The sequence below is a fragment of the Brevundimonas subvibrioides genome (assembly GCF_027271155.1).
Taxonomy (GTDB): Bacteria; Pseudomonadota; Alphaproteobacteria; order Caulobacterales; family Caulobacteraceae; genus Brevundimonas; species Brevundimonas subvibrioides_D.
On the sequence record NZ_CP114542.1, the window covers coordinates 1,074,608 to 1,096,829 of the forward strand.

Below are 22,222 nucleotides of genomic sequence, written 5' to 3' on the forward strand. Positions count from 1 at the left end.
GGCCTGGCTCAGCCTGGGGACGCTCAGGGTTCGCAGACGCCGCGCCGGCTGTGCGACGCCGCGGGCCGTGTGCGAGCGGCCGGTCTAACGGTTTTGTAATCCAGCGCATCTTGTGGGCGGTCCAAGGTTGGTGGCCAATGCGCCGGCTTATTGGGAGTAGCCGCCATGATCGACCGTCGCCGCCTGATGTTCACCGCCGCCGCCGGGGCCAGTCTGATGGCGACCGGCCAGGCAATCGCCCGTCCCCAGGCTGCGGCCACGGCCTCTGCCGCGCTGAAGGCGGTGATGGACACCATCGTTCAGGAGACTCTGCTGACGTCGCCCGAACTTCTGACCCAGCTCGGATTCGACAAGGGACCGAACGCGGCGATGAAGGCGAAGCTGGACGACCGGTCCCAAGCCAAGGTCGAGGCGGATCAGGTCCGGTTCCGCGCCCATATCGTCGACCTCAAGGCCGTCGATCGCGCCGCGCTGAACGCCGATGAGAAGGTCTATTTCGACACGCTGGAATTCTTCGGCGACACGGCGATCGAGGGCTTTGGCTTCGGCTATGGCGGTGGCGGGTTCGGACCCTCGCCCTATACGATCAGCCAGCTGACGGGTTCGTATCAGTCGATCCCCGATTTTCTGGACAGCCAGCATTCCATCGAGACGGCCGAGGACGCCGAGGCGTACCTCAGCCGGGTCTCGGCCTTCGCCACGGCGCTGGATCAGGAAACAGCGCGGATGCAGCGCGATTTTGCGGCCGGGGCCGTGCCGCCGGACTTCGTGATCGAGCGCACCCTGACCCAGATGAATGCCACGATGCAGCCGGGTGCGGCGGCCACGACCCTCGTCCAGTCCATCGTTCGCCGCACGGCCGGGAAGGGAATCGCCGGCGACTGGGGCAGCCGGGCCGAGGCCATCGTCAACGATGCGGTCTTCCCCGCCCTGGCCCGTCAGGCCGACGCGTTGAAGGCCCGGCAGGCCGGGGCGACCCACGAGGCCGGCGTCTGGCGGTTGCCCGAGGGCGAGGCCTTCTACGACTACGGCATCAAGAGCTACACCACGACGACCCTCAGCGGCGACGAGATCCACCGGATCGGTCTGGACCAGCTGGCCGAACTGACCGCGCGCGCCGACGTCCTCTTGCGAGAGCAGGGCATGACCCAGGGGACGGTCGGCGAGCGGATCGCGGCCCTCGGCGACGACCCGCAGTACCTTTACCCCAACACCGACGAGGCCAAGGAGACCCTGCTGGCCGACCTCAACGCCCAGGTCATCGAGGTGCGCCGTCGCATGCCCGAGTATTTCGGCCGGCTGCCGACCTCCGGCGTCGAGATCCGGCGGGTGCCCAAGGCCATCGAGGCGGGTGCGCCCGGTGGCTATTACAACGCGCCGTCGCTGGATGGGTCGCGACCGGGGGCCTATTACATCAACCTGCGCGACACGTCGGAATGGCCCAAATGGCAGTTGCCGACCCTGACCTACCACGAGGCAGTGCCCGGCCATCACCATCAGATCAGCCTGGCCCAGGAAAAGGCCAACACGCCCTTGCTGATGAAGGTTCTGGGCTTCTCGGCCTATTCGGAGGGCTGGGCGCTGTATGCTGAACAGCTGGCCGACGAGATGGGGATGTACGAGACCGATCCCATCGGCAAGATCGGCTACATCCAGTCCGCCATGTTCCGCGCGACCCGTCTGGTCGTGGACAGCGGCATGCACGCCAAGCGCTGGAGCCGCGAGCGCGCGATCGAGTTCATGACCACGGCGCTGGGCGATTCACCCACGGCCGTGACGACGGAAATCGAGCGCTACTGCGTCTGGCCGGGTCAGGCCTGCTCCTACAAGCTGGGTCACAACAAATGGGTCGAACTGCGTAACCGCGCCCAGACCACGCTGGGCGACCGGTTCGACATCAAGAGCTTCCACGATGCGGGCATGAATACCGGGGGCGTGCCCCTGACCGTTCTGGACCGTGTCATGACGGAGTGGATGGCGGCTCAGACCGCCTGAACGGTCCGGCCTTCCGCACGCCGCAGGGCGTTATGAATGTCGGTGGCGGCGACCGCGGCCTCGGCTGTCGCCACCGCGATCTGGTTCAGACCGCGCACGACGTCCCCGGCGGCATACAGGCCGGGGATGCTCGTCCGCTGGTGCAGGTCGGTCTCGACCCGGCCGTCCTCCGCGCAAAGACGCGCGCCGACGGCGGAAAGCAGTTCGGCATTGGCCACCGTGCCAAGCGCCGAATAGACGGTATCGAAGGCGCTGTACTGGCCGTTCCAGCACAGGGCGGTGACGCGGTCGCCCTCCAGCCGGACGTTCTCGATCGCCGTCTCCACCAGGGCGATGCCCAGCCGCTCCAGCGCGGCCCTCTCGGTCAGGGCGTCCGGCGCGCCGGTGTGGATCAGGGTCACCCGGTCGGAGTATCCGCGCAGGAAGGCCGCCTCGCGCACGCCCATGTCGCTGTCGCCAATGACGGCGATCCGCTGATCGGACGCCTCGAAGCCGTCGCAGATCGGACAGATGCGCACAAGGGCCCGCTCGATCGCCTGCTCCACCCCCGGCAGGTCGGGGTGGTTGTCCACCACGCCGGTCGCCATCAGGACCGCCCGTGCCGTGACGGTTCGACCGTTGAGGGTCGCATGGAACAGGCCGTCGGCCTGGGTCAGGACCTCGACCCGGCCGGCCTCGACGGCGGCGCCGTATTCCAGCGTCTGCTCGCGCATCCGGGCCAGGATGGCGTCGCCCGTGATCCCGGCCGGAAAGCCCGGCATGTTGTGGCTGACAGGAATCCAGCCGGCGCGCGGCTGGCCTCCGTCCGCCACCAGCACGTTGCGCCGGAACCGACCCAGATAGGTCGCCGCCGTCAGCCCGGCCGGGCCGGCCCCGACGATCAGGACGTCGACGTCGGCCGTCGGTTGACTCACCGGGTGACCCAGAAGGTCGGCCAGTATTCGCTGGGTACGCCATTGCAGTCGGACATGCCGCTGCTTGTCTTCAGAACGAAGCCCCGGTCGGTCCAGGTCCAGCTGGATGCCGTGCCGCAGTCGCCCAGGCCCCGGCCCTTGTCGAAGGCATCGATCACCCGCGTGACCGGATCGTAGGAAGCATTGACCAGCAGATCCAGCGGTTCCCCGGTGCTGGGGAAGGTCAGGCGGCGCGGGTTGCTGCCGTCCGGGCGGGTCGTGAAATAGGCATTCGAGAAATTATAGGCCCCGGCTCCGCAGGGCACGCCCCACAGGACGGTATCGGCATCCAGTCGGGCCGAGACGATGGCGGCCTGGAGGTCCGGATTGAAGTCGGTGTCGGCGCGGCACTGGACCACGTCGGGCAGTTCCTCGATCGTGGTCGGCAACGCCTGACCTTCCTGATCTCCGTAGCGCCCTTGTGCCACCGCGGCGGCAGGATTGACGACCGGGAGGGCAGGGGCCGACGGCACCGTGGACGGCGGTCGGTCGCCCTTGCGGATCAGGGCTGTCGTGGTGCCCAGCCGACCCTGGCGCTCGTCGATCCACAGCAGTGAGGCCGCAGCACCGCTGAGCGATATGGAAACGGTCTCGCCACCGGCTTTCAAGGTCATGGCCTCGCCCTGGGTCATGGTGGCGATCAAGGCCTCGACCTGTGGGGCGCGAACCAGGGCGACCGGATAGTCGTCGTCATCGCCCACCGGGTCGGTCGCCGCCACGACGCCGGTGCCCGCCACCTGTGCCGTGACAGCGCCGGAGAATGCGCCGTTCTCTGGCCAGAAGCCGAGGACGATGTCCGGCTTTCCGTCGGGGCCGGCAGGCATGGCGACCCGCACCCAGGCGGTGCCCTCGGTCGCATGGCCGAAGGCGTAGCAGGCGTTTGCGTTGTTGCAGACAACATACCAGTCGCGGAACGTCCGTTCTCCCGGCTGGGGGGCCGAGGGGGTCGCGCCAGGTCTCTCGGTTGGCCCCTGTTGAGTCCCGGCACTTTGGGCCGCCTGGCCGTCGCCGCAGGCCGCAAGGGTGATCGCCATCAAAAACAGCGCTGTAAGCCGCATCTTGCCCTCCACCAAGGCGATGACGTCGTGTCAGGCCTTGCGCAGTTCCGACGGCCTGTGCGCCGCCCTGGCACCGGTCCTGGTGCTTTCGACAAGATATTCGGGGTTATCCTCTGACGCCGCAACCTTGTGCGACTTGATCGTCGTGGGCGAGGTCAGCTTGCGCACAACCTTTCCCGTGGTCGTCCCCTGGCTATGGTCCCAGGCGACGGTCTCGCCCGCCTTGAACGTCCTGTCGGTCATGGTCTGCTGCCCGCGTTCGAGTGGCTTTTCAGCACGACGCGCATCAGCTCGGGATCGATCAGAACGGGCATTTCGCAGAACGCCATGATCCACTGCTGGATCAAGGCCTCGGTGTCGCGGGCTTTTGAATCGGTCATGGTGATAGAACACGCATCCGAAGGTGGGGTTCAGCCCTGCCGAAGATCCAGCCACAGGATTCTCTCCCGATTCGTCGGCTATTGGACCGGATCGTCCCGATGTCGCCGTCATCGATCGCACAGGCGTGTAGCGAAGCGCGACAGCGGACGCCGTCGCGCGCGATGACGCTGCAGGCTCGCGCCGGCGGCGATTTGGGATTAGGCACCCAACGACCCGGTCGCTCGGGACTGCCAGTACAGGGAAAGATCGATGACGGTTGTCGTCACGGGTGCCGCAGGTTTCATCGGCATGCACGTTGCCCAGCGTTTGCTGGATCTGGGCGAAGATGTGATCGGGGTCGATAACTTCAATGCCTACTACGACCCCCAGCTGAAGCGGCTTCGGGCGGAGCATCTGGCATCGCGCGCCGCGTTCCGCATGGTCGAGGCCGACATCGCCGAACCCCGGGCCATGGCCGATCTGATCGGCGGGCACGGGGTCAGACAGGTGGTTCATCTCGCCGCCCAGGCCGGTGTCCGGTATTCCATCGACAATCCGTTCGCCTATGAACGATCGAACCTGGCGGGCCATCTCTCAATCCTGGAGGCCTGTCGACACGCCGGCGTCGATCATCTGGTCTATGCGTCGTCCAGTTCCGTCTATGGCGACCGGCCATTGGATGGCGCCGGATTTCGGGAGGACGATCCGACCGTATCGCCGGTGTCGCTTTATGCTGCCACCAAACGTTCGTGCGAGCTGCTGAGCCAGAGCTATGCGACGCTCTACGGGTTTCCCCAGTCGGGATTGCGGTTCTTTACCGTGTACGGACCGATGGGCAGACCCGACATGGCCTATTTCGGCTTTACCGAGAAGATCATGCGAGGCGAGCCGATCGAGGTCTATGGCGAGGGCCAGATGGCGCGCGACTTCACCTATATCGACGATATCGTGGACGGCGTGCTGGGCGTTCTGGACAATCCCCCGGCGGCCGGCGGACACGAGATCTACAACATCGGAGACTCGAGGCCTGTCGGGCTGATGGATATGATCTCGACGCTGGAACGGGCGCTCGGCCGCGAGGCTGTCAAGATCATGCGGCCGATGCAGCCCGGCGACGTGACCGCCACCTATGCCGATATCACCAAGCTGAACGCCATGACCGGCTATGCGCCCAGGATCGACCTCGCCGAGGGTCTGCCCCGCTTCGTGGAGTGGTGGCGCGGATGGAACGGCCGGAACGGTACCCGGTCCTGAGCAAGGCCCCGGTCGCCGCGGTCACCGACCGACCCGTCAGGCGGGCGCGTCGGTACGCACCATCAGGTCATAGACGTGATCGACGGAGTCGAACGTGACCCTGGCGTCCTGTCCGGCATAGGGCTCGGGTCGGAAGGCCGGCGTCGCGAGCCCGGCGGCCAGAGGATCGTCGATCCGGCCCGTGTTCCAGCCCAGCAGCAGCCGTCCGCCGGGGCGCAGGATGGCCGCGATACCGTCCAGCGTACGCTTCTGCTGTTCAGGAGTATCGACGCCATGACCCAGCACCCCGTTGCACAGGACTGCGTCGAACGTCAGGTCGCCGAACACCTTGTCCAGGTCGCAGGCGTCGCCGGTCCGGTGCCGCCCGGTCACGCCCCATCGCGCGGCGCGGGGATCGATATCTGTGGTCCACAGCTCGGCCCCCTGCGCCTGCAGGGGCGCATGGTCCTCCAGATTATAGGCGCGGACACCCAATGCCAGGATGCGGCCGCCGTCGGCGGCGAAGGCGGGAATGTAGGCTTCGGCCATCAGCACCCGATCCGGCAGGGCGACGATGGCGTTCGCTCCGCGCGACCGCATCCGCCGGGCGGCCTTGTCGCCGAAAAACAGTCTGGCCAGAAAGGGCGGCATGGCCGATGTCCTTGCTCCCGTCACGGGGCCCGGTTCAAGACCAAACGTCACGGGCCACGCGGGGAGGGTGTCGGTCGTTACAGACCGGGGTTACGGGATCAGCTTGCGACGCGCGGTTCCCGGGGGCCGGCGAACATCCGGGTCATGACCTGGTGCCATGACGGCGGCCGACCCGGGCCGATCGTCATGGTGCGGTCAACAAGGCCGTCGCGCAGGTCGTCCAGCCGCGACGACCACAGACCCGGCGCATACACCTTTTGCACGCGCGCCTGCGCCGCGCGGGTCATTCGCAGACGTAGCTGCGGTTGATCCACCAGGGATCGCATGGCCTCTGCCATTCCGGCCACATCGTCGGGATCGCAATAGAGAGCGTGATCCCCGCTGGCCTCGGCCAGGCCGCCCCTGCCGGAAGAAATCAAGGCCGCCCCCGCCGCGTGCGCTTCCAGGGCCGTCAAACCCAGCGCCTCCGCCACGCGCGACGGGGTCACGGCGATGGCGGCGCGCCGCGTCACTGACCGAACGAGCTCCATTTCGGCCGATGTGTGGATCTCTATGCGGTCGCCGAACCGCGACAGCGCCTCTATATGGGGCGAGGCCCAATCGGCATGACGGTCCCAGTCGGCCAGCAACAGGGCGCCTCGCCAGTCCTGCCGTTCGTCCAGAACCCGGGCCAGACTTCCACAGAATGTATCCAGGCCCTTGTCCGCCATGGCACGGCCGGAAAACATGATCAGCCTGTCGCGCTTGCCGACCGGCTGGTGCCAATCCGCCATGTCCAGGGGATTGAAGATGACCGACGCCCGTTCGGCCAGTGTCGGATAGTCCGCCGCGAACTCGCGCTCGGCCGCGGTACTGACGAAGATGAGCCGGTCGAACGCTGCAAGGCGGTGGCGATAGCGAAGGCGTTCGATCCGGTTCGACGGTGGCTTGATCCGGGTATGACGGTGAAGGACATGGATGCGGTGCGGGCACCGGCGCGCGAGGGCTTCGGCAGGACCCAATTGCTGATGGTATTCGATGATCTCGGGATCGAAGGCCTCGATCGCGCGGGCGACGGCCTCGGTGCGAGCCTTGCGCCCCAGGTCGGCCGGCACGGTCATCAGATCGAGATGGGGAACGGGGTTGCTGCCCTCGTCGCAGATGATCTTCAGCGATCCCTTCCAGCGGCTGCTTTCGGCCAGGGTCCGGGCCACGGTCTCCATCGAGTTGGGCTTGTCGGCCGACATGGAGCAGCCACGGGGCATGACGACGGCGACGCGCATATCAGGATAGTCCCATGGACCGGGCGGGGGCCGCGCGCTGCGGGCGCGGCGTGGCCGCGTCGGTCACGGGACGCCGCCGCGGCCGGGTGAGGCCCAGGAGGCGACGAACCTTGTACTGGGCCTTGATCCAGCCTTCGGCCGGCGATGTCCGGATGGATTTGACGTCGATGCAGGTTACGGTGTCATCGCCCGAGAGCGTGTGCAGGCCGTTACCATAGCCGGCCAGGAGATGCCCGGGCTCGAACCGCCGAATGACCGTCGCCCCGAACACGTCAGGCGTCAGGGTGTCGATCCGCAGCAGGTCGATCGCTGCACCATAGGTGCTGGAGCAGTCCTGGATCGGCAGGTGAAGCCGCCCGTCGATCTCGAACGCGGTGCCGCCGGGGCGACCCTGCGCGAAGCCCCGGGCGACCGGATTGGCGGCGTGCTGGATCCAGGGTCCGGTCAGGACCTCTGCATGGGCGACGTGCAGCTCTCGCATCGCCCGGTCGCCCGGGCCGGGCAGGGCATAGAACATCCACCACCGGTCGCCGTGGCGAACCACCGAGGCATCGATAGCCGGAGCCCTTAGCACAGGCTCGGGCAGGCGTTCCCACCGGTCGGGAAAACGGATGCATCGGTAAAGATGCAGCGCCCCGCTCTTGTGCCCTTCCGGCAGCATGAACAGCTCATCGCCGTCGACGACCAGCCCGGGATAGGACAGGTGAAACGGCTCGGCCAGCGCCAACCCCTGATCGATCAGCCGATCGTCGGCATCATACTGGAAATAGTGAATCTCGCCGCGCCGATCCCGGTAGTCGAAGGCCTCGACGAAGACGGTCAGCCGGTGGTCGCGCACGATCGCGAACGGATCGGCCACATAACGAAAGCCGGTCGGGTCGTCGGGCAGCCAGACGATCTCGTCCGGCCGCGGCGGCGTGTCGATCATGCTGGGGACGGAACGCCGCACGAACCCTGAACGCCACAGATCATACACCGCGCGAAACTCCGTCCACGTAGGGTGTGATCGTCCGATCGAGATGAAGGTCGTGACACAAAGGCGAACCCCCACCGCCTGCCTGGCGGTCATGTGGTTAGACGCCTCCGGTGGAGCTGAACCTCACGGGATCGTCGCCAATCGGGGTGACGCTGTCGTGTAGTGTCGGAAATTCATCGACTTTTCACCACTTGCCTGCCCTGCGCGCAGGGGCCATTAACGTCCCGTCGGCACCTTCGGGTGCATCCGCCGGCCACGGCCGTAGGCAGGGAACCAAGGACTTGGCCGCGGAGCCTGTGCATTTCCTGATCCCGGTCTATCTGGAACAGCGTGACGCCCTGGCTCGTTTCCTGCGCGCGCGCCTCGGCAGTGACAGCGACATCGAGGATCTGCTGCAGGACCTGTATCTGAAGATCGTTTCGCTCGACCCCGACTATGCGGTCGCAGAGCCGCGCGCCTTTCTCTATCGGCTGGCGTCCAATCTGTTGCTGGATCGTGCGCGGTCGGTCCGCCGGTCGCAGGCCAGGGATACGGCCTGGCGACAGGTTGCCCACCACACCGACGGGACGGATGACGTGGCCGACAGCCCAGCCGCCGATACCGCTGTGATGGATCGCCAGGCGCTGCATACCCTTCTGCAGACATTGGAGACCCTTCCCGAGCGAACGCGGAACATCTTCCGCATGCACAAGTTCGATGGCCTGAGCTACGCCGAGGTGGCCACGACCGTTGGCATCTCGCGCAGCGCGGTCGAAAAACACATGATGCAGGCCTTGCGGGCGCTTTCGCGCGTGCGCGGATCGTGAACCGGAACGCATTTTTCGGGTTTGGTGGAGGTCACCACCGATCGGCGACGTCCTATCCATGAGCGCCATTCGGCCGTCTCAACAGCCCCGGCATCCATGACCGACGCCTCCGTCCACGATCAGGCTCTCCGCTGGTTCGCCGCCTTGCGCGACGATGGCGCTGAAGAAGGCGCATGGCTGGCGTTCCGGGACTGGCTGGAAGCCGATCCTGAACACGCGCGGCAGTACGACGCCCTCGAGCGGTTGTGGCTGGATCTGGAGGAAGGGGCTGGAGCGCCCGGGATCGTCGCGCCTGGGCCGGCCGCGCGCCGGCGGCTTCCGGTGCGGCGCGTGTCGGCGACGCGGCGATTGGCTCCAACTTTCGCGATTGCGGCATCCCTGGTCCTGGCGGCAGGTCTCTGGATCAATCTGTCCGCCCGGCCGCAGACCTTTGTGACGACCGATGCGGCCCGGGTCGTGGTGCTGAAGGACGGGTCCAGCGTCCATCTCAATCGCCACAGCCGCATGTCGGTGGCGATGACCGCCGGGCAGCGCGCCGTGACACTGGACGAAGGCGAGGCCGCCTTCGACGTCGTTCATCGCCCCGATCGGCCTTTTGTGGTGTCGTCGGGACAGCGCTCCGTTCGTGTCCTCGGCACCGCCTTTGATGTCCTGAGCCACAAGGGCCGCTATCGCGTGGCGGTGCAGAGGGGTTCTGTGGACGTTGATACGGGACCCGACGACGCCGGTTCACGCCTGACCGCAGGCCAGGCCATCGAACGCGTGGGCGAGGCGCGGCCCGTTCATTCCAGCCTGTCGCCGGACGAGGCGCTCGCCTGGACCCAGGGTACGCTCATCTATCGAAACGCCTCCCTTTCGACCGTCGCCGACGACCTGTCGCGTTATCTCGACAAGCCTGTTATTGTTGGTGATCCTGCAAAGCGCGTGATGTTCACCGGCGTTCTGCAGGTCGGAGACGAGGCGACGATGGCGAGGCAGCTGGAGGATCTTCTACCGATCCGTGTCAGTCGGTCCTCGACCGAGGTCCGCCTGACATTGCGTGGCCAGGACTGACCACCGGGGTGCACGCCCGACAGCCCGGGTTTTCGGTTTCGCCACTGTCCTGACGCTGTCGGTCGCAGGCCCGACCCTGGCGCAGGTGCTGCCGCGATCGTCCGTCCCCCTGACCTTCAACATCCCGCGTCAGAGGGTCGAGGAGGCCCTGCTGCAGGTGGCCCTGCAGTCACGCCGGTCCCTCGGCGGCGACATGGCGCAATGTCGGTCCATCAGCCCGACCGTGCGGGGGACGATGACGCTGGATCAGGCGCTGGGCCGGGTCCTGCAGGGTTCGGGTTGCGGCTGGACCCTGTCGTCGAGCGGAGCCATTCTCATCCGACGCGTCGCAACGGCTGGTCCGGTCGCCGTGCCGCCCCCCCCGTCCCGACCCGCGCCGGCCCCATCGGCCACGCCCCCGCCGGTCGAGAGGGCGGTCGAGTTGTCGGACATCATCGTCACGGCAGAACGCCAGATCGGCCGGGCCCAGGTGTCGGCCACCAGCCTCAGTGGGCTGGACGAGGATCGCCTGCGTCTTGCCGGGGTCACCGACATGATCGGCCTCGACGCCCTGGTGCCGGGCATGACGGTCACCAACCTCGGCTCAGGGCGCAACAAGATCCTGCTGCGGGGCATGTCGGACGGGACCTTCACCGGCCTGACCCATTCGACCGTGGGCCTGTATCTGGACCGCGTTCCACTGACCTACAGCGCCCCCGATCCGGACCTGAAGCTGATCGACGTCGATCGGGTCGAGGTTTTGCGGGGACCTCAGGGAACGCTCTATGGAACAGGTCCGATCGGCGGCGTCGTCCGGATCGTGCCGCGCGGGCCGGAACCCTTTCGCGCCGATCTGGGCGTGTCGCTCGGCCGGTCCTGGACGCGGCAGGGCGGCGAGAACCGCGACGAATCCGTTGTGGCCAACCTGCCTCTGTTCGGTGGCGATCTGGCGCTTAGGGGTTTGGTCTACGAAGAGCGGTTCGGGGGCTATATCAACGACATCAGCCTGGCCACGCCCCGCGTCAACGAAGGCGCGCGGCGGGGCGGACGATTTTCGCTGATCCGGCGGCTGACGGACGACTGGTCCGCCAATCTCGGGGTCGTTCGCCAGACGATCAAGACCGAGGACACCCATTATATCTACCGCACCCTGGGCGGTCTGACCCGGGCCAACCTGGTCCGCGAGCCGCATCGGAATACCTTCGACGAGATGCACGCCGGACTCAGCGGGCGCGGCGAATGGGGCCAGATCGACGTCACCGTCGCTTCGGTCCGGCACAGGTTCGCGAGCCGGTACGATGCATCCAGCGCCCTTCGATCGTTCGGCTCGAGTGCGACCCTCGGTGCCTTGGACGATTTTCAGCACACCGACCTGACGACGGTCGATATCAGCTATGCCTCAAGACCTCTGGGACGGTGGCGCTGGACCGGCGGCGCCTTCTATTCCAGCGGGACGACGCGCGTGGACAGCCAGGTGCAGGCGCTGCGCACGGTCGAGACGACGATCTATCGCGAAGTGCGACGCGATCGGACCAGCGAGCTCGCTGCCTTTGGCCAGGTCAGCCTGGACCTGACGTCCGACTGGACCCTGACGACCGGTGCCCGCCTGTCGACCTTCGATCAGCGGGTGACGTCCAGCGTTACGCACCGCGGCGCGATCCGACGGTTCAGCGGTGACGACAGGACGACGACCCTGTCGCCCATGGTCTCGCTGTCCTGGCAGCCCAACGACGTGCTGAACCTCTACGGACTGATCAGCCAGGGCCGACGATCCGGAGGCTTCAACACCGCGGGTCCGTCCGGGCAGTCGTTCAATGGACAACTGGGCAATCCCGCGCGCCAGTATTCGCCCGACACCCTGACCAACTACGAGCTGGGAGCCAAGGTGCAGCTATGGCACGGCCGCGTTCAGGCGCGCGCGACGGCATTCCTGGCCGATTGGCATGATGTTCAGAGCGATCAATTCCTGGCCAGCGGCCTGTCCTATGCCGTCAACGTCGGCGACGGACGGAACGCCGGTCTGGAAGTCGAGGTCAACTGGCAGGCGACGCCAGACCTGCAAATCCGTGCCAACGGGCTTCTGGCGCACCCGGAGATCACGAACCCGAGCCCGGGCTTCAACTCTCGCCTCAACGCCGGCCTGCCCGGCGTGCCGGAAAGCTCGGCCAACATCTCCGCCGAGTATCGCCGACCGATCGGTCGCGGCCTGAACCTGATCGGGCAGGCGACGGTGGCCTATGTCGGCGAGTCGCGGCTGACCTTTGATGCGGCGAAACGCTATCGTATGGGCGAATATGTGACCGGACGTGCGTCGATCGGTGTGGAGGCGCGGCGGTGGTCGGCCACCGCCTTCATCGACAACCCGTTCGATACCGAAGCCAACACCTTCTCGTATGGCGACCCCTTCCGCCTGCCAGAGGCGTTGGCCAGCACGCCGCTGCGGCCGATTACGGGGGGTCTGACCCTTACGTTCAGGCGCTAGACGCTTCGCCTTTGCCTCGCGGCCGCCGCGTCGCTATACCGCCCGCCACCCCCTGAATATCCAGCACGCAAGGACCGCCCCATGGCCAAGATCCAGGTCGCCAACCCCATCGTCGACATCGACGGCGACGAGATGACCCGCATCATCTGGCAGTGGATCAAGGACAAGCTGGTCTTCCCGTTCGTCGACCTGAAACTCGACTACTACGACCTGTCGATGGAGAACCGCGACGCCACCGACGATCAGGTCACGATCGATGCGGCCCACGCGATCCAGAAGCACGGCGTCGGCGTGAAATGCGCCACCATCACCCCGGACGAGGCCCGCGTGGCGGAGTTCGGTCTCAAGAAGATGTGGAAGTCGCCCAACGGCACGATCCGCAACATCCTGGGCGGCGTGGTCTTCCGCGAGCCGATCATCTGCTCGAACGTGCCGCGCCTGGTGCCCGGCTGGACCCAGCCGATCGTCGTCGGCCGCCATGCCTTCGGCGACCAGTACAAGGCCACCGACTTCAAGGTCCCCGGTCCCGGCAAGCTGACCATGAAATGGGTCGGCAGCGACGGCCAGGAGCTGAACTACGAGGTGTTCGACTTCCCCTCGGCCGGCGTGGCCATGGGCATGTACAATCTGGACGACTCGATCACCGATTTCGCCCACGCCAGCTTCGCCTTCGGCCTGCAGCGGAACTATCCGGTCTATCTGTCGACCAAGAACACCATCCTGAAAGCCTATGACGGGCGCTTCAAGGATATCTTCCAGGCCGTGTTCGACGCGCACTATGCTGCCGAGTTCAAGGCCAGGGGCCTGACCTATGAGCACCGTCTGATCGACGACATGGTGGCCGCGGCGATCAAATGGTCGGGCGGCTTCGTCTGGGCGTGCAAGAACTACGACGGCGACGTCCAGTCCGACATCGTGGCCCAGGGCTTCGGCTCGCTGGGCCTGATGACGTCGGTCCTGCTGACGCCGGACGGCAAAGTGCTGGAATCCGAGGCCGCCCACGGCACCGTGACCCGTCACTATCGCCAGCATCAGAAAGGCGAGGCGACCTCGACCAACTCCATCGCCTCGATCTATGCCTGGACGCGGGGCTTTGCCCACCGGGCCAAGCTGGATGACAATGCCGAACTGGCCACCTTCGCCGAGACGCTGGAACGTGTCGTGGTCGAGACGGTCGAGGCCGGGTACATGACCAAGGATCTGGCGCTTCTGGTCGGGGACCAGCAGGGCTGGCTGACCACCGAGGGCTTCCTCGACAAGGTCGCCGAGAACCTGAAGGCCGCGCTGCCCGACCTGGGTTAGGGCGCGATCGCTCGCAGCACGGCTCTCTGCCTGGATGCGGGGCCGTGCCGACCGCAACGGGGCTCGCTGGTGACAGCGGGCCCCTGTTGTCTCAGGCCATGCGCTTGCGCCTTGGACCCTTCGTTAACCTCGTGCATTCATGCCGTCTCGGCCGGAGGAGGGGGAGACCACCGCGTGAAGACTATTCCGGGCAGGCTGGTGCTGATCGCCATCGCGCTGGCGGTCGTGTCGTTTTTCGCGGCGCCGGCCGTGGTGTTTTTCGGCATAAGGTCGGCGGCCCGGTCGGACGATGTCGCCGGGCTGCAGCGGCTGGTGGATTTCGACGCGGTGCGGGCGTCGCTGCGCCCCCAGCTGTCGAACCGCCCCGAGGCCCTGACGCCGCCGCCGTCCTTCATGAACGACCCCATCGGCGCCTTCCGCCGCCAGTTCGAGGAGACGGTCGCGCCGCAGGGGCCCGACCCCGACGCCTATTTGACCCCTGACGCCATCGACGGCCTGATGCGGGGCGAGGGACGCTATGCCGCCGTCCGGACGGCCGCGTCGGACCCTGACGCCGCCGCCGCGCCCTGGCCCCATCCCGCCTACTGGGGCGTCAACCGCGCCCGGTTGGCCGTGACCGACGGGGGCGGGTCCGACACCGTCTTCACCTTCGAGCGCAAGGGGCCGTATGAATGGAAGCTGGTCCATATCGGCCTGCCCGACGGTTCCACCCCGCGCACGACCCCAACCCCGACACCCAAGGCGACGCCGGAGACGAAGCGATGAAGGGCCTGTTCAAGGGGCTGATCGGCCTGGCGATCCTCGGCTTTCTGGTCGCCTATTTCGGTTCGCCCATCCTGACCGTACGCGCCCTGGTCACGGCCGCCGAGGCCGGTGACGAGGCGGCCCTGGAACGGCTGGTCGACTTCCCCGCGTTCCGCGACAGCCTGAAGGACGAACTGACGGCCCGACTGATGGCCAGGGCCCAGGCCGATCCGCGTGTCCGCGACAGCGGGCTGGGCGGTCTGGGCATGATCCTGGGGCCGATGCTGGTCGGCGGGGCGGTGGATGCCCTGGTCAATGCGCCGACGGTCGCGGCCATCGTCCGAACGGCCAGGGTGCCCGATCCGGGCGATCGTGCCGCCGGGGCGCCTGCGGCCGGGGATGATGGATCTGACATCCGCCAGACCTATGGCTATCGGGACCTGAACACCCTCGCCGTCCGGCTGACGAACGTGGAGCGGCCGAACCAGACGCTGAAGCTGCTGCTGACGCGTCAGGGCCTGTTCGACTGGAAGCTGACGGGCATCGACCTGCCGGCCGGCTGATGCCGTTCAGGGCCGGTCCGATGACGCGGTCTGCGCCTCGATCCATGCATTCATGCGCTGGTCCAGAAGATCCAGCGGCAGGGGTCCGTCGACCAGCAGCGCATCGTGGAAATCGCGCACATTGAACCGCGCGCCCAGGGCCTGTTCCGCCCGGGTGCGGATGGCCCGCAGACGGATCTCGCCGATCTTGTAGGCCAGGGCCTGACCCGGCCATCCGATGTAGCGTTGCAGCTCGGTCTCGATGTTGTGGGGCGCCAGCGCCGAGTTGTCGGTGAAGCAGGCCCGCGCCTGCTCCGTCGTCCAGCCCATCCAGTGCATCCCGGTGTCGGCCACCAGCCGGCAGGCCCGCCACATCTCGTAGGACAGCCGGCCGAACCGTTCTTCCGGGGTCCGGTAGAAGCCCATCTCCTCGCCGAGGAACTCCGAATACAGGCCCCAGCCCTCGGTGAAGGCGGTGACGTCGACGTTCCGGCGGAAATAGGGGCCCTGGGCTGCCTCCTGCTGCAGGGCGATCTGCAGATGGTGGCCGGGGACCGCCTCGTGCAGGGTCAGGGCCGGGAGCTCGTACAGCGGCCGCTGGTCCAGCTTGCCGGTATTGACGATGTAGCCGCCCGGCACGCCGTCGGCGAGCGAGCCGCCGTTGTAGCGCCCGGTCGTATAGGTGTCCTCGATGTCCAGCGGCACGGGCCGGACATTGTAGGTCAGGCGCGGCAGGGTCCGGAACAGGGCCGGCAGGCCGCCGTCGGCCCGTTTGGCCATCTCCGAGGCCTTCTCCAGCATGTCCTCGCGCGACGTCGCATAGAAGCGGGGGTCGGTCCTCAGGTGGTTCAGGAAGCCGGCGAAATCGCCGGTCCAGCCGGAGGCCCGCATTTCCCCGTCCATGCGGGCGCGGATGCGGGCGACCTCGTCCAGGCCGATCTGGTGGATCTGATCCGGGGTCAGGTCGGTGGTCGTATAGCTGCGGGCCTGGAAGGCGTAATACGCGCGTCCACCGGGCCGCGAGCCGATGCCGACCTCGGGCCGGGCCGCCGGCAGGTATTCGTCCTGGACGAAGGCCAGCCAGAGGCGACGGCGCGGCGCGATCCGGTCGCCGACGATGGCCATGGCGCGGGCCCGGAAATCCTCCTGTTCCAGCGCCGGGATCGAGGCCGGCAGGCTGGCGAACGGCCGCAGCAACGGGTCGGTTTCGGGCGTGAAGGCGACCTCGTTCCTCAGCGACACCAGAAAGCTTTCCACCACCGAGGTCGGCTGGGTGAAGCCGGTCTCCAGCCCCCGTCGCGCATTGGCCAGGGCATCGTCATAGAGGGTCGGCAAGCCGCCCAGCCGCGCCAGCCAGGCCTCGGCATCCTCAGCGCTGCTGATCCGCGTCACCGAGGCCAGATAGTTCGCGGTCTGGCCGGGGCCGCCCTCGGAATCGAAGGCCAGGCGTCCGGAATCGAACCCGATCGCCTCGATCGAGCGGTTCAGGACCCAGATCAGGAAGTCGCGGTTCAGCCGGTCCTCCGACGACAGACCGTCCGTCGGAAGGGCGCTCGCCCGGGCGAGGAAGGCCTCCAGCGGCGCCTGACGGGCGACCTCGGCGGCGCGGGAGAGGTCGGGCAGCCGGGCCTTGGCGGCCAGGTCGCCTTCCTGCCCGGCGGAGATGGGATCGTTGGCCTTCAGGAAGGCCTCATAGTCCGCGAGCAGGGCCGCCAGCGCCGGATCGGGGCTCGGCGCCGCGACCTCGGCGGGCGTCGTCCGGGCCACGGCGGGCAGGGCGGTCGAGGTCAACAGGAGGGCGGCGAGGCCTGCGGCGATGATCTTCATGGTGTCCCCCAACGAGGGCGGCATGGGGACCGAACACCGTCGCGGCGTCAATCCCGTCTCCTCCCCGTCCCGCAGGGATGGGAAACGAAGCCATGCGCAGGGTCACGGGCCGACATTCCTTCTCCCCTTGCGGGAGAAGGTGGCCGAGCAAAGCGAGGTCGGATGAGGGGTGAAACCCGGTCCGGCCGGTCAGCGCCTGTCCGACCACCTTGTCCGCGTCTTCGTACCCCTCATCCGCCCCTCCGGGGCACCTTCTCCCGCAAGGGGAGAAGGGGACGCCTTATCCCGCCAGCGCTGCCCGCACGGCCGCCAGACCGGCCTCGGCCTTTGAGCCGTCCGGGGCGCCGCCCTGGGCGAAGTCGGGCTTGCCGCCGGCGCCCTGGCCGCCCATGGCGAGGACGGCGGCGCGGGCGAGGTCTGCGGCGTTGATCCGGTCGATGATGTCACTGGTCGCGGCGACGGTGACGGCCGCCTTGCCGTCGGTCACGCCGATCAGGGCGACGACGCCGGAGCCGACCTGTTTCCTGAAATCCTCGGCCACGCCGCGCAGACCCTTGCCGTCGACGCCGTCGAGGATGCGGGCGATCAGCCGGATGCCGTTGATCTCTTCCGGAGCGGCCGGGGCCGAACCGCCGCCGCCCAGGGCCAGCTGTTTCTTGAGCTCGGCGACCTGTTTCTCCAGCGTCTTGCGTTCGGTTGACAGGGCCTCGACGCGGGCGGGGACGTCCAGAGGCTGGACCTTGAAGGTCTGGGCCAGGGATCTGGCCACGCCGGCCTGGGCCAGCAGGAACTGGCGGGCGGCCTCGCCGGTCAGGGCCTCGACGCGGCGGATACCGGCGGCGATGCCGGTCTCTGACGTGATCCTGAACAGGCCGATGTCGCCGGTGCGGGCCACATGGGTGCCGCCGCACAGTTCGACGGAATAGGGCGCGTCGCCGGTCAGGCTGCGACCCAGGGTCAGGACGCGGACCTCGTCGCCATATTTCTCGCCGAACAGGGCGACGGCACCGGCCTCGATGGCCTCCTGCGGACCCATCAGCTTCGTTTCGGCGGGCAGGTTCTGGCGGATGACCGCATTCACCTCGGTCTCGATCCGGGCCAGCTCGTCCTCGGTCAGGGGGGCGTTGTGGCTGAAGTCGAAGCGCATGCGCTCGGCATCGACCAGCTGGCCCTTCTGGGCGACGTGGGGGCCGAGCACATTCTTCAGCGCCGCATGGACCAGGTGGGCGGCGGAATGGTTGGCGCGGGTGGTCAGGCGCGCATCGGGCGCGGCGCGCAGCTGGGTGCGGGTGCCGATCGCGAGGGTGCCCGAGGTGACCTCGATCGTGTGGGCATAGAGGTCGCCGGTCGGCTTCTGGACATCGAGGACGCGGGCGCTGCCCCCCGACCATTCGATCTCGCCGCGATCGCCGGCCTGGCCGCCGCCTTCGCCATAGAAGGGGGTCTGGTCGAACAGGACCTCGGCGGTTTCGCCGGTCTCGACGCTGTCGGCGGCGGTGCCGTCCTTCAGGATCGCCAGCACCTCGCCCGAGCCGTCGACGGCGTCGTAGCCGGTGAAGACGGTCGGTCCCAGACGGTCCTTCAGCGCCAGCCATTCGCCGGTCGAGGCGGTCTGGCCCGAGCCCTTCCAGTTGGCCTTGCCGCGGGTCTTCTGCTCTTCCATGGCCGCGTCGAAGGCCTCGGTATCGACGGTGAAGCCGCGACGGCGCGCCTCGTCCTGGGTCAGGTCCAGCGGGAAGCCATAGGTGTCGTAAAGGGTAAAGGCGGTGCGGCCGGGGATGACGCCGCCTTCGGCCAGGTCCGCCGTGGCGTCCTCCAGCAGGCCCATGCCGCGCCCCAGGGTGGTGCGGAAGCGGATTTCCTCCTGTTTCAGCGTGTCCTCGATGCTGGCCTGGGCGCGGGCCAGTTCGGGATAGGCCTCGCCCATTTCGCCGACCAGGGTCGGGACCAGGCGGTGCATCAGCGGATCGGCGGCCCCCAGCAGGTGGGCATGGCGCATGGCGCGGCGCATGATGCGGCGCAGGACATAGCCGCGCCCCTCGTTCGACGGGGTGACCCCGTCGGCGATCAGGAAGGACGACGACCGCAGGTGGTCGGCGATGACGCGGTGGCTGGCAGCGCGGTCACCCTCGGCCTTCGTCGAGGTGGCGTCCTCGGAGGCGGCGATCAGGGTCTGGAACAGGTCGGTGTCGAACACCGAGTTCTTGCCCTGCAGCACGCTGGTCATCCGCTCCAGACCCATGCCGGTGTCGACGCTGGGCTTGGGAAGGCTGCGAACGATCTCGTCGTTCTCCTTCTCGAACTGCATGAAGACGTTGTTCCAGATCTCGACATAGCGGTCGCCGTCCTCGTCCGGCGAACCGGGAGGGCCGCCGGCGACATGGTCGCCGTAGTCCCAGAAGATCTCGGTGCAGGGACCGCAGGGACCGGAGTCGCCCATGGCCCAGAAGTTGTCGGAGCCGGCGATGCGGATGATCCGGTCGTCGGAAAAGCCGGTCACCTTCTTCCAGATCGCGGCGGCCTCATCGTCGTCGATATAGACGGTGACCAGCAGGCGCTTGGCGTCGAGGCCATACCCTTCGGTGACCAGTTTCCACGCCTGTTCGATGGCGTGTTCCTTGAAATAGTCGCCGAAGGAGAAATTCCCCAGCATCTCGAAGAAGGTCAGGTGGCGCGCCGTATAGCCGACGTTGTCCAGGTCGTTGTGCTTGCCGCCGGCCCGGACGCATTTCTGCGAAGAGGTCGCGCGCGGGTAAGGGGGCGTCGCCGCGCCGGTGAAATAGTCCTTGAACGGCACCATGCCCGCATTGACGAACATCAGCGTCGGATCGTTCTGCGGCACCAGCGGGGCGGAGTGGACCCGGGCGTGTCCGTCGGCCGCAAAGAAGTCGAGGAAGGTCGAACGGATCTGTTTCAGGCTGGACATGGCGATCAGTCTTCAGGCGAGCGGCGAACGGGAAGGGGCCTCATATAGGCTTTCTCGGGCGCTGGCATCACCTGTGGGCCATCAAGCCTCGTCTATGGCGTCATCCTCGTCGGACAGCAGGGCGTCGAGGGCTTCAATGATGGCGTCGAGCTGTTCGGCGCTGGCGGCGACACGCAGGAGGCCACCGGCATGGCCGCCGATCTCGAGCACATAGCCGTCGTCGGTCTCGGCCAGGTTGAACTGGGTCAGGGTCTGGATGTCGTCTTCGGCCATGGCGGGATTCCGTGAGGGAGAGGGAGCGATGCAGGGCATGAAGCGCGCGAAGGGGGCATGAGCGAGGCCGATCGACGGTGCGCGGCATCCCGGCGCGGGGACGGCCGTCGCCGGACGGGCTAGGGTGGAGCCATGGCAAGGCTGGAAGTCTGGTTCGACGGGGATTGTCCGCTGTGTCGGCGGGAGATCAACCTGATGCGGCGGCTGGACCGGCGGGGGGCCATCGTCTTCACCGACGTGGCGACCGGCCAGGGCGTTTGCCCGATCGACCGCGCCGAACTGCTGGCCCGGTTCCATGCGCGCGAGGACGGGCGGATGGTGTCGGGGGCCGAGGCGTTCGCGGCCATGTGGCGGGCGATCCCGATACTGGCGCCGTTGGGGCAGCTGGCGCGGAATGGCGTCGTGCTGACGCTCATGGAGCGCCTGTATCTGGCCTTCCTCAGGGTCCGGCCTTCGCTGCAGCGGGCCCTGCGCGGGACCTGAACGCCGATCGAAAAGAAGGCCGTCCGGCTTGCACCGGACGGCCTGACTCCGTCCGGCCCGATCCCGGCGGGGGTCGGCGGCGGGTCGCAGGGACCAGCCGGACGGAGTGTCTCGCTCATCCTCCCTCGATGGGGAGGGACGACCGGGAAGTGCACTCGGAAAAAAACAGTGCACTTTCGTGCACATTCCGGACGGCGAGGCTCAGCCCTCGAGGTCCTGGCCTTCGTCGGGCTCGGGCGTGCCGAGCAGCTCGTCGGCGATCTTGTCGGTGGACCGGCGCACCTTCTGCTCGATCGCATCGGCCATGTCGGGGTTGGCCTTCAGGAAGGCACGGACGTTCTCGCGGCCCTGACCGATGCGGGTCGAGTCGTAGGAGAACCAGGAGCCGGACTTCTCGATGATCCCGGCCTTGACGCCCAGATCGATGATCTCGCCCAGCTTGGAGATGCCCTCGCCGTACATGATGTCGAAGATGACCTCGCGGAACGGCGGGGCGACCTTGTTCTTGACGACCTTGACCCGGGTGGTGTTGCCCACGACCTCGTCGCGGTCCTTGATCGCGCCGGTGCGGCGGATGTCGAGACGCACAGAGGCGTAGAACTTCAGCGCATTGCCGCCGGTCGTCGTCTCCGGCGAGCCGTACATCACGCCGATCTTGTGACGGATCTGGTTGATGAACAGGACGATGCAGTTGGACTTGGAAATGGAGGCGGTCAGCTTGCGCAGGGCCTGCGACATCAGACGGGCCTGAAGACCCGGCAGGCTGTCGCCCATCTCGCCCTCGATCTCGGCGCGGGGCGTCAGGGCGGCGACGGAATCGACGACCACAATGTCCACGGCCCCCGACCGCACCAGGGTGTCGACGATCTCCAGCGCCTGCTCGCCCGTGTCGGGCTGGGAGACCAGCAGATCGTCGAGGTTGACGCCCAGCTTCTGGGCATAGCCGGGGTCGAGCGCGTGTTCGGCATCGACGAAGGCGGCCGTGCCGCCCGACTTCTGGATCTCGGCCACGGTATGCAGGGCAAGGGTCGTCTTGCCCGAGGATTCGGGACCGAACACCTCGATCACCCGTCCGCGGGGCAGGCCGCCGATGCCGAGCGCCATGTCCAGGCCCAGCGAGCCGGTGGAGACCGAGGGGATCACGTCGGCGACCCCGCCCTTGCCCAGCTTCATGACCGAGCCCTTGCCGAAGGCCCGATCGATCTGTGCGATCGCCGCCTCCAGCGCGCGCTGCTTGTCGCCGTCGTCCTTGCCCACCAATTTCAATGCTGCCTGCGATGCCACCTTGCCACTCTCCCTTGCCATGATTCCCGTTCA

20 protein-coding genes are annotated in these 22,222 nt (G+C 67.4%); 9 read left to right on the forward strand and 11 right to left on the reverse strand.

The window, feature by feature from the left end:
* The first annotated feature begins 165 nt into the window (after nt 1-165).
* Nucleotides 166-1,995: a DUF885 domain-containing protein gene (locus tag O3139_RS05345; RefSeq protein ID WP_269515953.1), complete on the forward strand. Its 1,830-nt coding sequence runs from the start codon at nt 166-168 to the stop codon at nt 1,993-1,995.
* On the opposite strand, the gene O3139_RS05350 is transcribed toward O3139_RS05345, so the two are convergent.
* Genes O3139_RS05350 through O3139_RS05365 form a run of 4 tightly spaced genes read right to left on the reverse strand, consistent with a single transcriptional unit; the run spans nt 1,983 to nt 4,386 of the window.
* Entirely contained in the window at nt 1,983-2,909 is a 927-nt protein-coding gene (locus O3139_RS05350; RefSeq protein WP_269515955.1) for an NAD(P)/FAD-dependent oxidoreductase, read from the reverse strand. The two genes, O3139_RS05345 and O3139_RS05350, sit on opposite strands and share 13 nt — an antisense overlap.
* The gene (locus O3139_RS05355; RefSeq protein ID WP_269515956.1) at nt 2,906-4,006 is read right to left on the reverse strand and encodes a DUF1176 domain-containing protein; all 1,101 of its coding nucleotides are present in this window, start codon (nt 4,004-4,006) and stop codon (nt 2,906-2,908) included. The genes O3139_RS05350 and O3139_RS05355 overlap by 4 nt, the downstream gene beginning before the upstream one ends.
* Before the next feature lie 30 nt (nt 4,007-4,036).
* Nucleotides 4,037-4,249 carry a DUF2945 domain-containing protein gene (locus O3139_RS05360; protein WP_269515958.1) on the reverse strand — a complete coding sequence of 71 codons (213 nt, stop codon included), beginning with the start codon at nt 4,247-4,249 and terminating at the stop codon, nt 4,037-4,039.
* Nucleotides 4,246-4,386: a hypothetical protein gene (locus O3139_RS05365; RefSeq protein WP_269515959.1), complete on the reverse strand. Its 141-nt coding sequence runs from the start codon at nt 4,384-4,386 to the stop codon at nt 4,246-4,248. The genes O3139_RS05360 and O3139_RS05365 overlap by 4 nt, the downstream gene beginning before the upstream one ends.
* Before the next feature lie 250 nt (nt 4,387-4,636).
* On the opposite strand from O3139_RS05365, the gene O3139_RS05370 reads away from it, so the two are divergent.
* Nucleotides 4,637-5,620: an NAD-dependent epimerase/dehydratase family protein gene (locus O3139_RS05370; RefSeq protein WP_269515960.1), complete on the forward strand. Its 984-nt coding sequence runs from the start codon at nt 4,637-4,639 to the stop codon at nt 5,618-5,620.
* A 36-nt stretch (nt 5,621-5,656) separates the two neighbouring features.
* Here the strand turns inward: O3139_RS05370 and O3139_RS05375 are convergent, their stop codons facing one another.
* From O3139_RS05375 to O3139_RS05385, 3 genes are all read right to left on the reverse strand, one after another.
* On the reverse strand, nt 5,657-6,250 hold the full coding sequence (locus O3139_RS05375) for a class I SAM-dependent methyltransferase (protein ID WP_269515961.1): 594 nt from the start codon (nt 6,248-6,250) through the stop codon (nt 5,657-5,659).
* Nucleotides 6,251-6,348: 98 nt separating this feature from the next.
* Nucleotides 6,349-7,512 (reverse strand): glycosyltransferase family 4 protein, encoded by a 1,164-nt coding sequence (locus tag O3139_RS05380; protein WP_269515962.1) that lies wholly within the window; start codon nt 7,510-7,512, stop codon nt 6,349-6,351.
* Between the two features lies 1 nt (nt 7,513).
* The gene (locus tag O3139_RS05385) at nt 7,514-8,440 is read right to left on the reverse strand and encodes a hypothetical protein (RefSeq protein ID WP_269515964.1); all 927 of its coding nucleotides are present in this window, start codon (nt 8,438-8,440) and stop codon (nt 7,514-7,516) included.
* Between the two features lie 329 nt (nt 8,441-8,769).
* Here O3139_RS05385 and O3139_RS05390 point away from each other — a divergent pair, with 329 nt between their 5' ends.
* The 6 genes from O3139_RS05390 (at nt 8,770) to O3139_RS05415 (ending at nt 15,417) form a co-directional block, all read left to right on the forward strand.
* Entirely contained in the window at nt 8,770-9,294 is a 525-nt protein-coding gene (locus O3139_RS05390; protein WP_269515965.1) for an RNA polymerase sigma factor, read from the forward strand.
* Nucleotides 9,295-9,390: 96 nt separating this feature from the next.
* The gene (locus O3139_RS05395) at nt 9,391-10,347 is read left to right on the forward strand and encodes a FecR family protein (protein ID WP_269515967.1); all 957 of its coding nucleotides are present in this window, start codon (nt 9,391-9,393) and stop codon (nt 10,345-10,347) included.
* Nucleotides 10,334-12,808, forward strand: a complete 2,475-nt coding sequence (locus O3139_RS05400) for a TonB-dependent receptor domain-containing protein (protein WP_269515968.1) — start codon at nt 10,334-10,336, stop codon at nt 12,806-12,808. The genes O3139_RS05395 and O3139_RS05400 overlap by 14 nt, the downstream gene beginning before the upstream one ends.
* Before the next feature lie 81 nt (nt 12,809-12,889).
* Nucleotides 12,890-14,110: an NADP-dependent isocitrate dehydrogenase gene (locus O3139_RS05405; RefSeq protein WP_269515969.1), complete on the forward strand. Its 1,221-nt coding sequence runs from the start codon at nt 12,890-12,892 to the stop codon at nt 14,108-14,110.
* A 174-nt stretch (nt 14,111-14,284) separates the two neighbouring features.
* Entirely contained in the window at nt 14,285-14,875 is a 591-nt protein-coding gene (locus tag O3139_RS05410; RefSeq protein ID WP_269515970.1) for a DUF2939 domain-containing protein, read from the forward strand.
* Complete coding sequence (locus O3139_RS05415; protein ID WP_269515971.1) at nt 14,872-15,417, forward strand: DUF2939 domain-containing protein; 546 nt, start codon at nt 14,872-14,874, stop codon at nt 15,415-15,417. Before O3139_RS05410 ends, O3139_RS05415 begins: the two co-directional genes overlap by 4 nt.
* Nucleotides 15,418-15,423: 6 nt before the next feature.
* On the opposite strand, the gene O3139_RS05420 is transcribed toward O3139_RS05415, so the two are convergent.
* The 3 genes from O3139_RS05420 to O3139_RS05430 form a co-directional block, all read right to left on the reverse strand.
* The gene (locus tag O3139_RS05420) at nt 15,424-17,223 is read right to left on the reverse strand and encodes a DUF885 domain-containing protein (RefSeq protein WP_269515972.1); all 1,800 of its coding nucleotides are present in this window, start codon (nt 17,221-17,223) and stop codon (nt 15,424-15,426) included.
* A 280-nt stretch (nt 17,224-17,503) separates the two neighbouring features.
* Nucleotides 17,504-20,149 (reverse strand): alanine--tRNA ligase, encoded by a 2,646-nt coding sequence (gene alaS / locus O3139_RS05425; protein ID WP_269515973.1) that lies wholly within the window; start codon nt 20,147-20,149, stop codon nt 17,504-17,506.
* 81 nt (nt 20,150-20,230) lie between these two features.
* Complete coding sequence (locus tag O3139_RS05430) at nt 20,231-20,422, reverse strand: hypothetical protein (RefSeq protein WP_269515974.1); 192 nt, start codon at nt 20,420-20,422, stop codon at nt 20,231-20,233.
* A gap of 132 nt (nt 20,423-20,554) precedes the next feature.
* On the opposite strand from O3139_RS05430, the gene O3139_RS05435 reads away from it, so the two are divergent.
* Nucleotides 20,555-20,905, forward strand: a complete 351-nt coding sequence (locus O3139_RS05435; RefSeq protein WP_269515975.1) for a thiol-disulfide oxidoreductase DCC family protein — start codon at nt 20,555-20,557, stop codon at nt 20,903-20,905.
* A gap of 201 nt (nt 20,906-21,106) precedes the next feature.
* Here O3139_RS05435 and recA read toward each other — a convergent pair whose 3' ends face one another.
* Entirely contained in the window at nt 21,107-22,189 is a 1,083-nt protein-coding gene (gene recA, locus O3139_RS05440) for a recombinase RecA (protein ID WP_269516410.1), read from the reverse strand.
* Nucleotides 22,190-22,222: the final 33 nt, after the last annotated feature.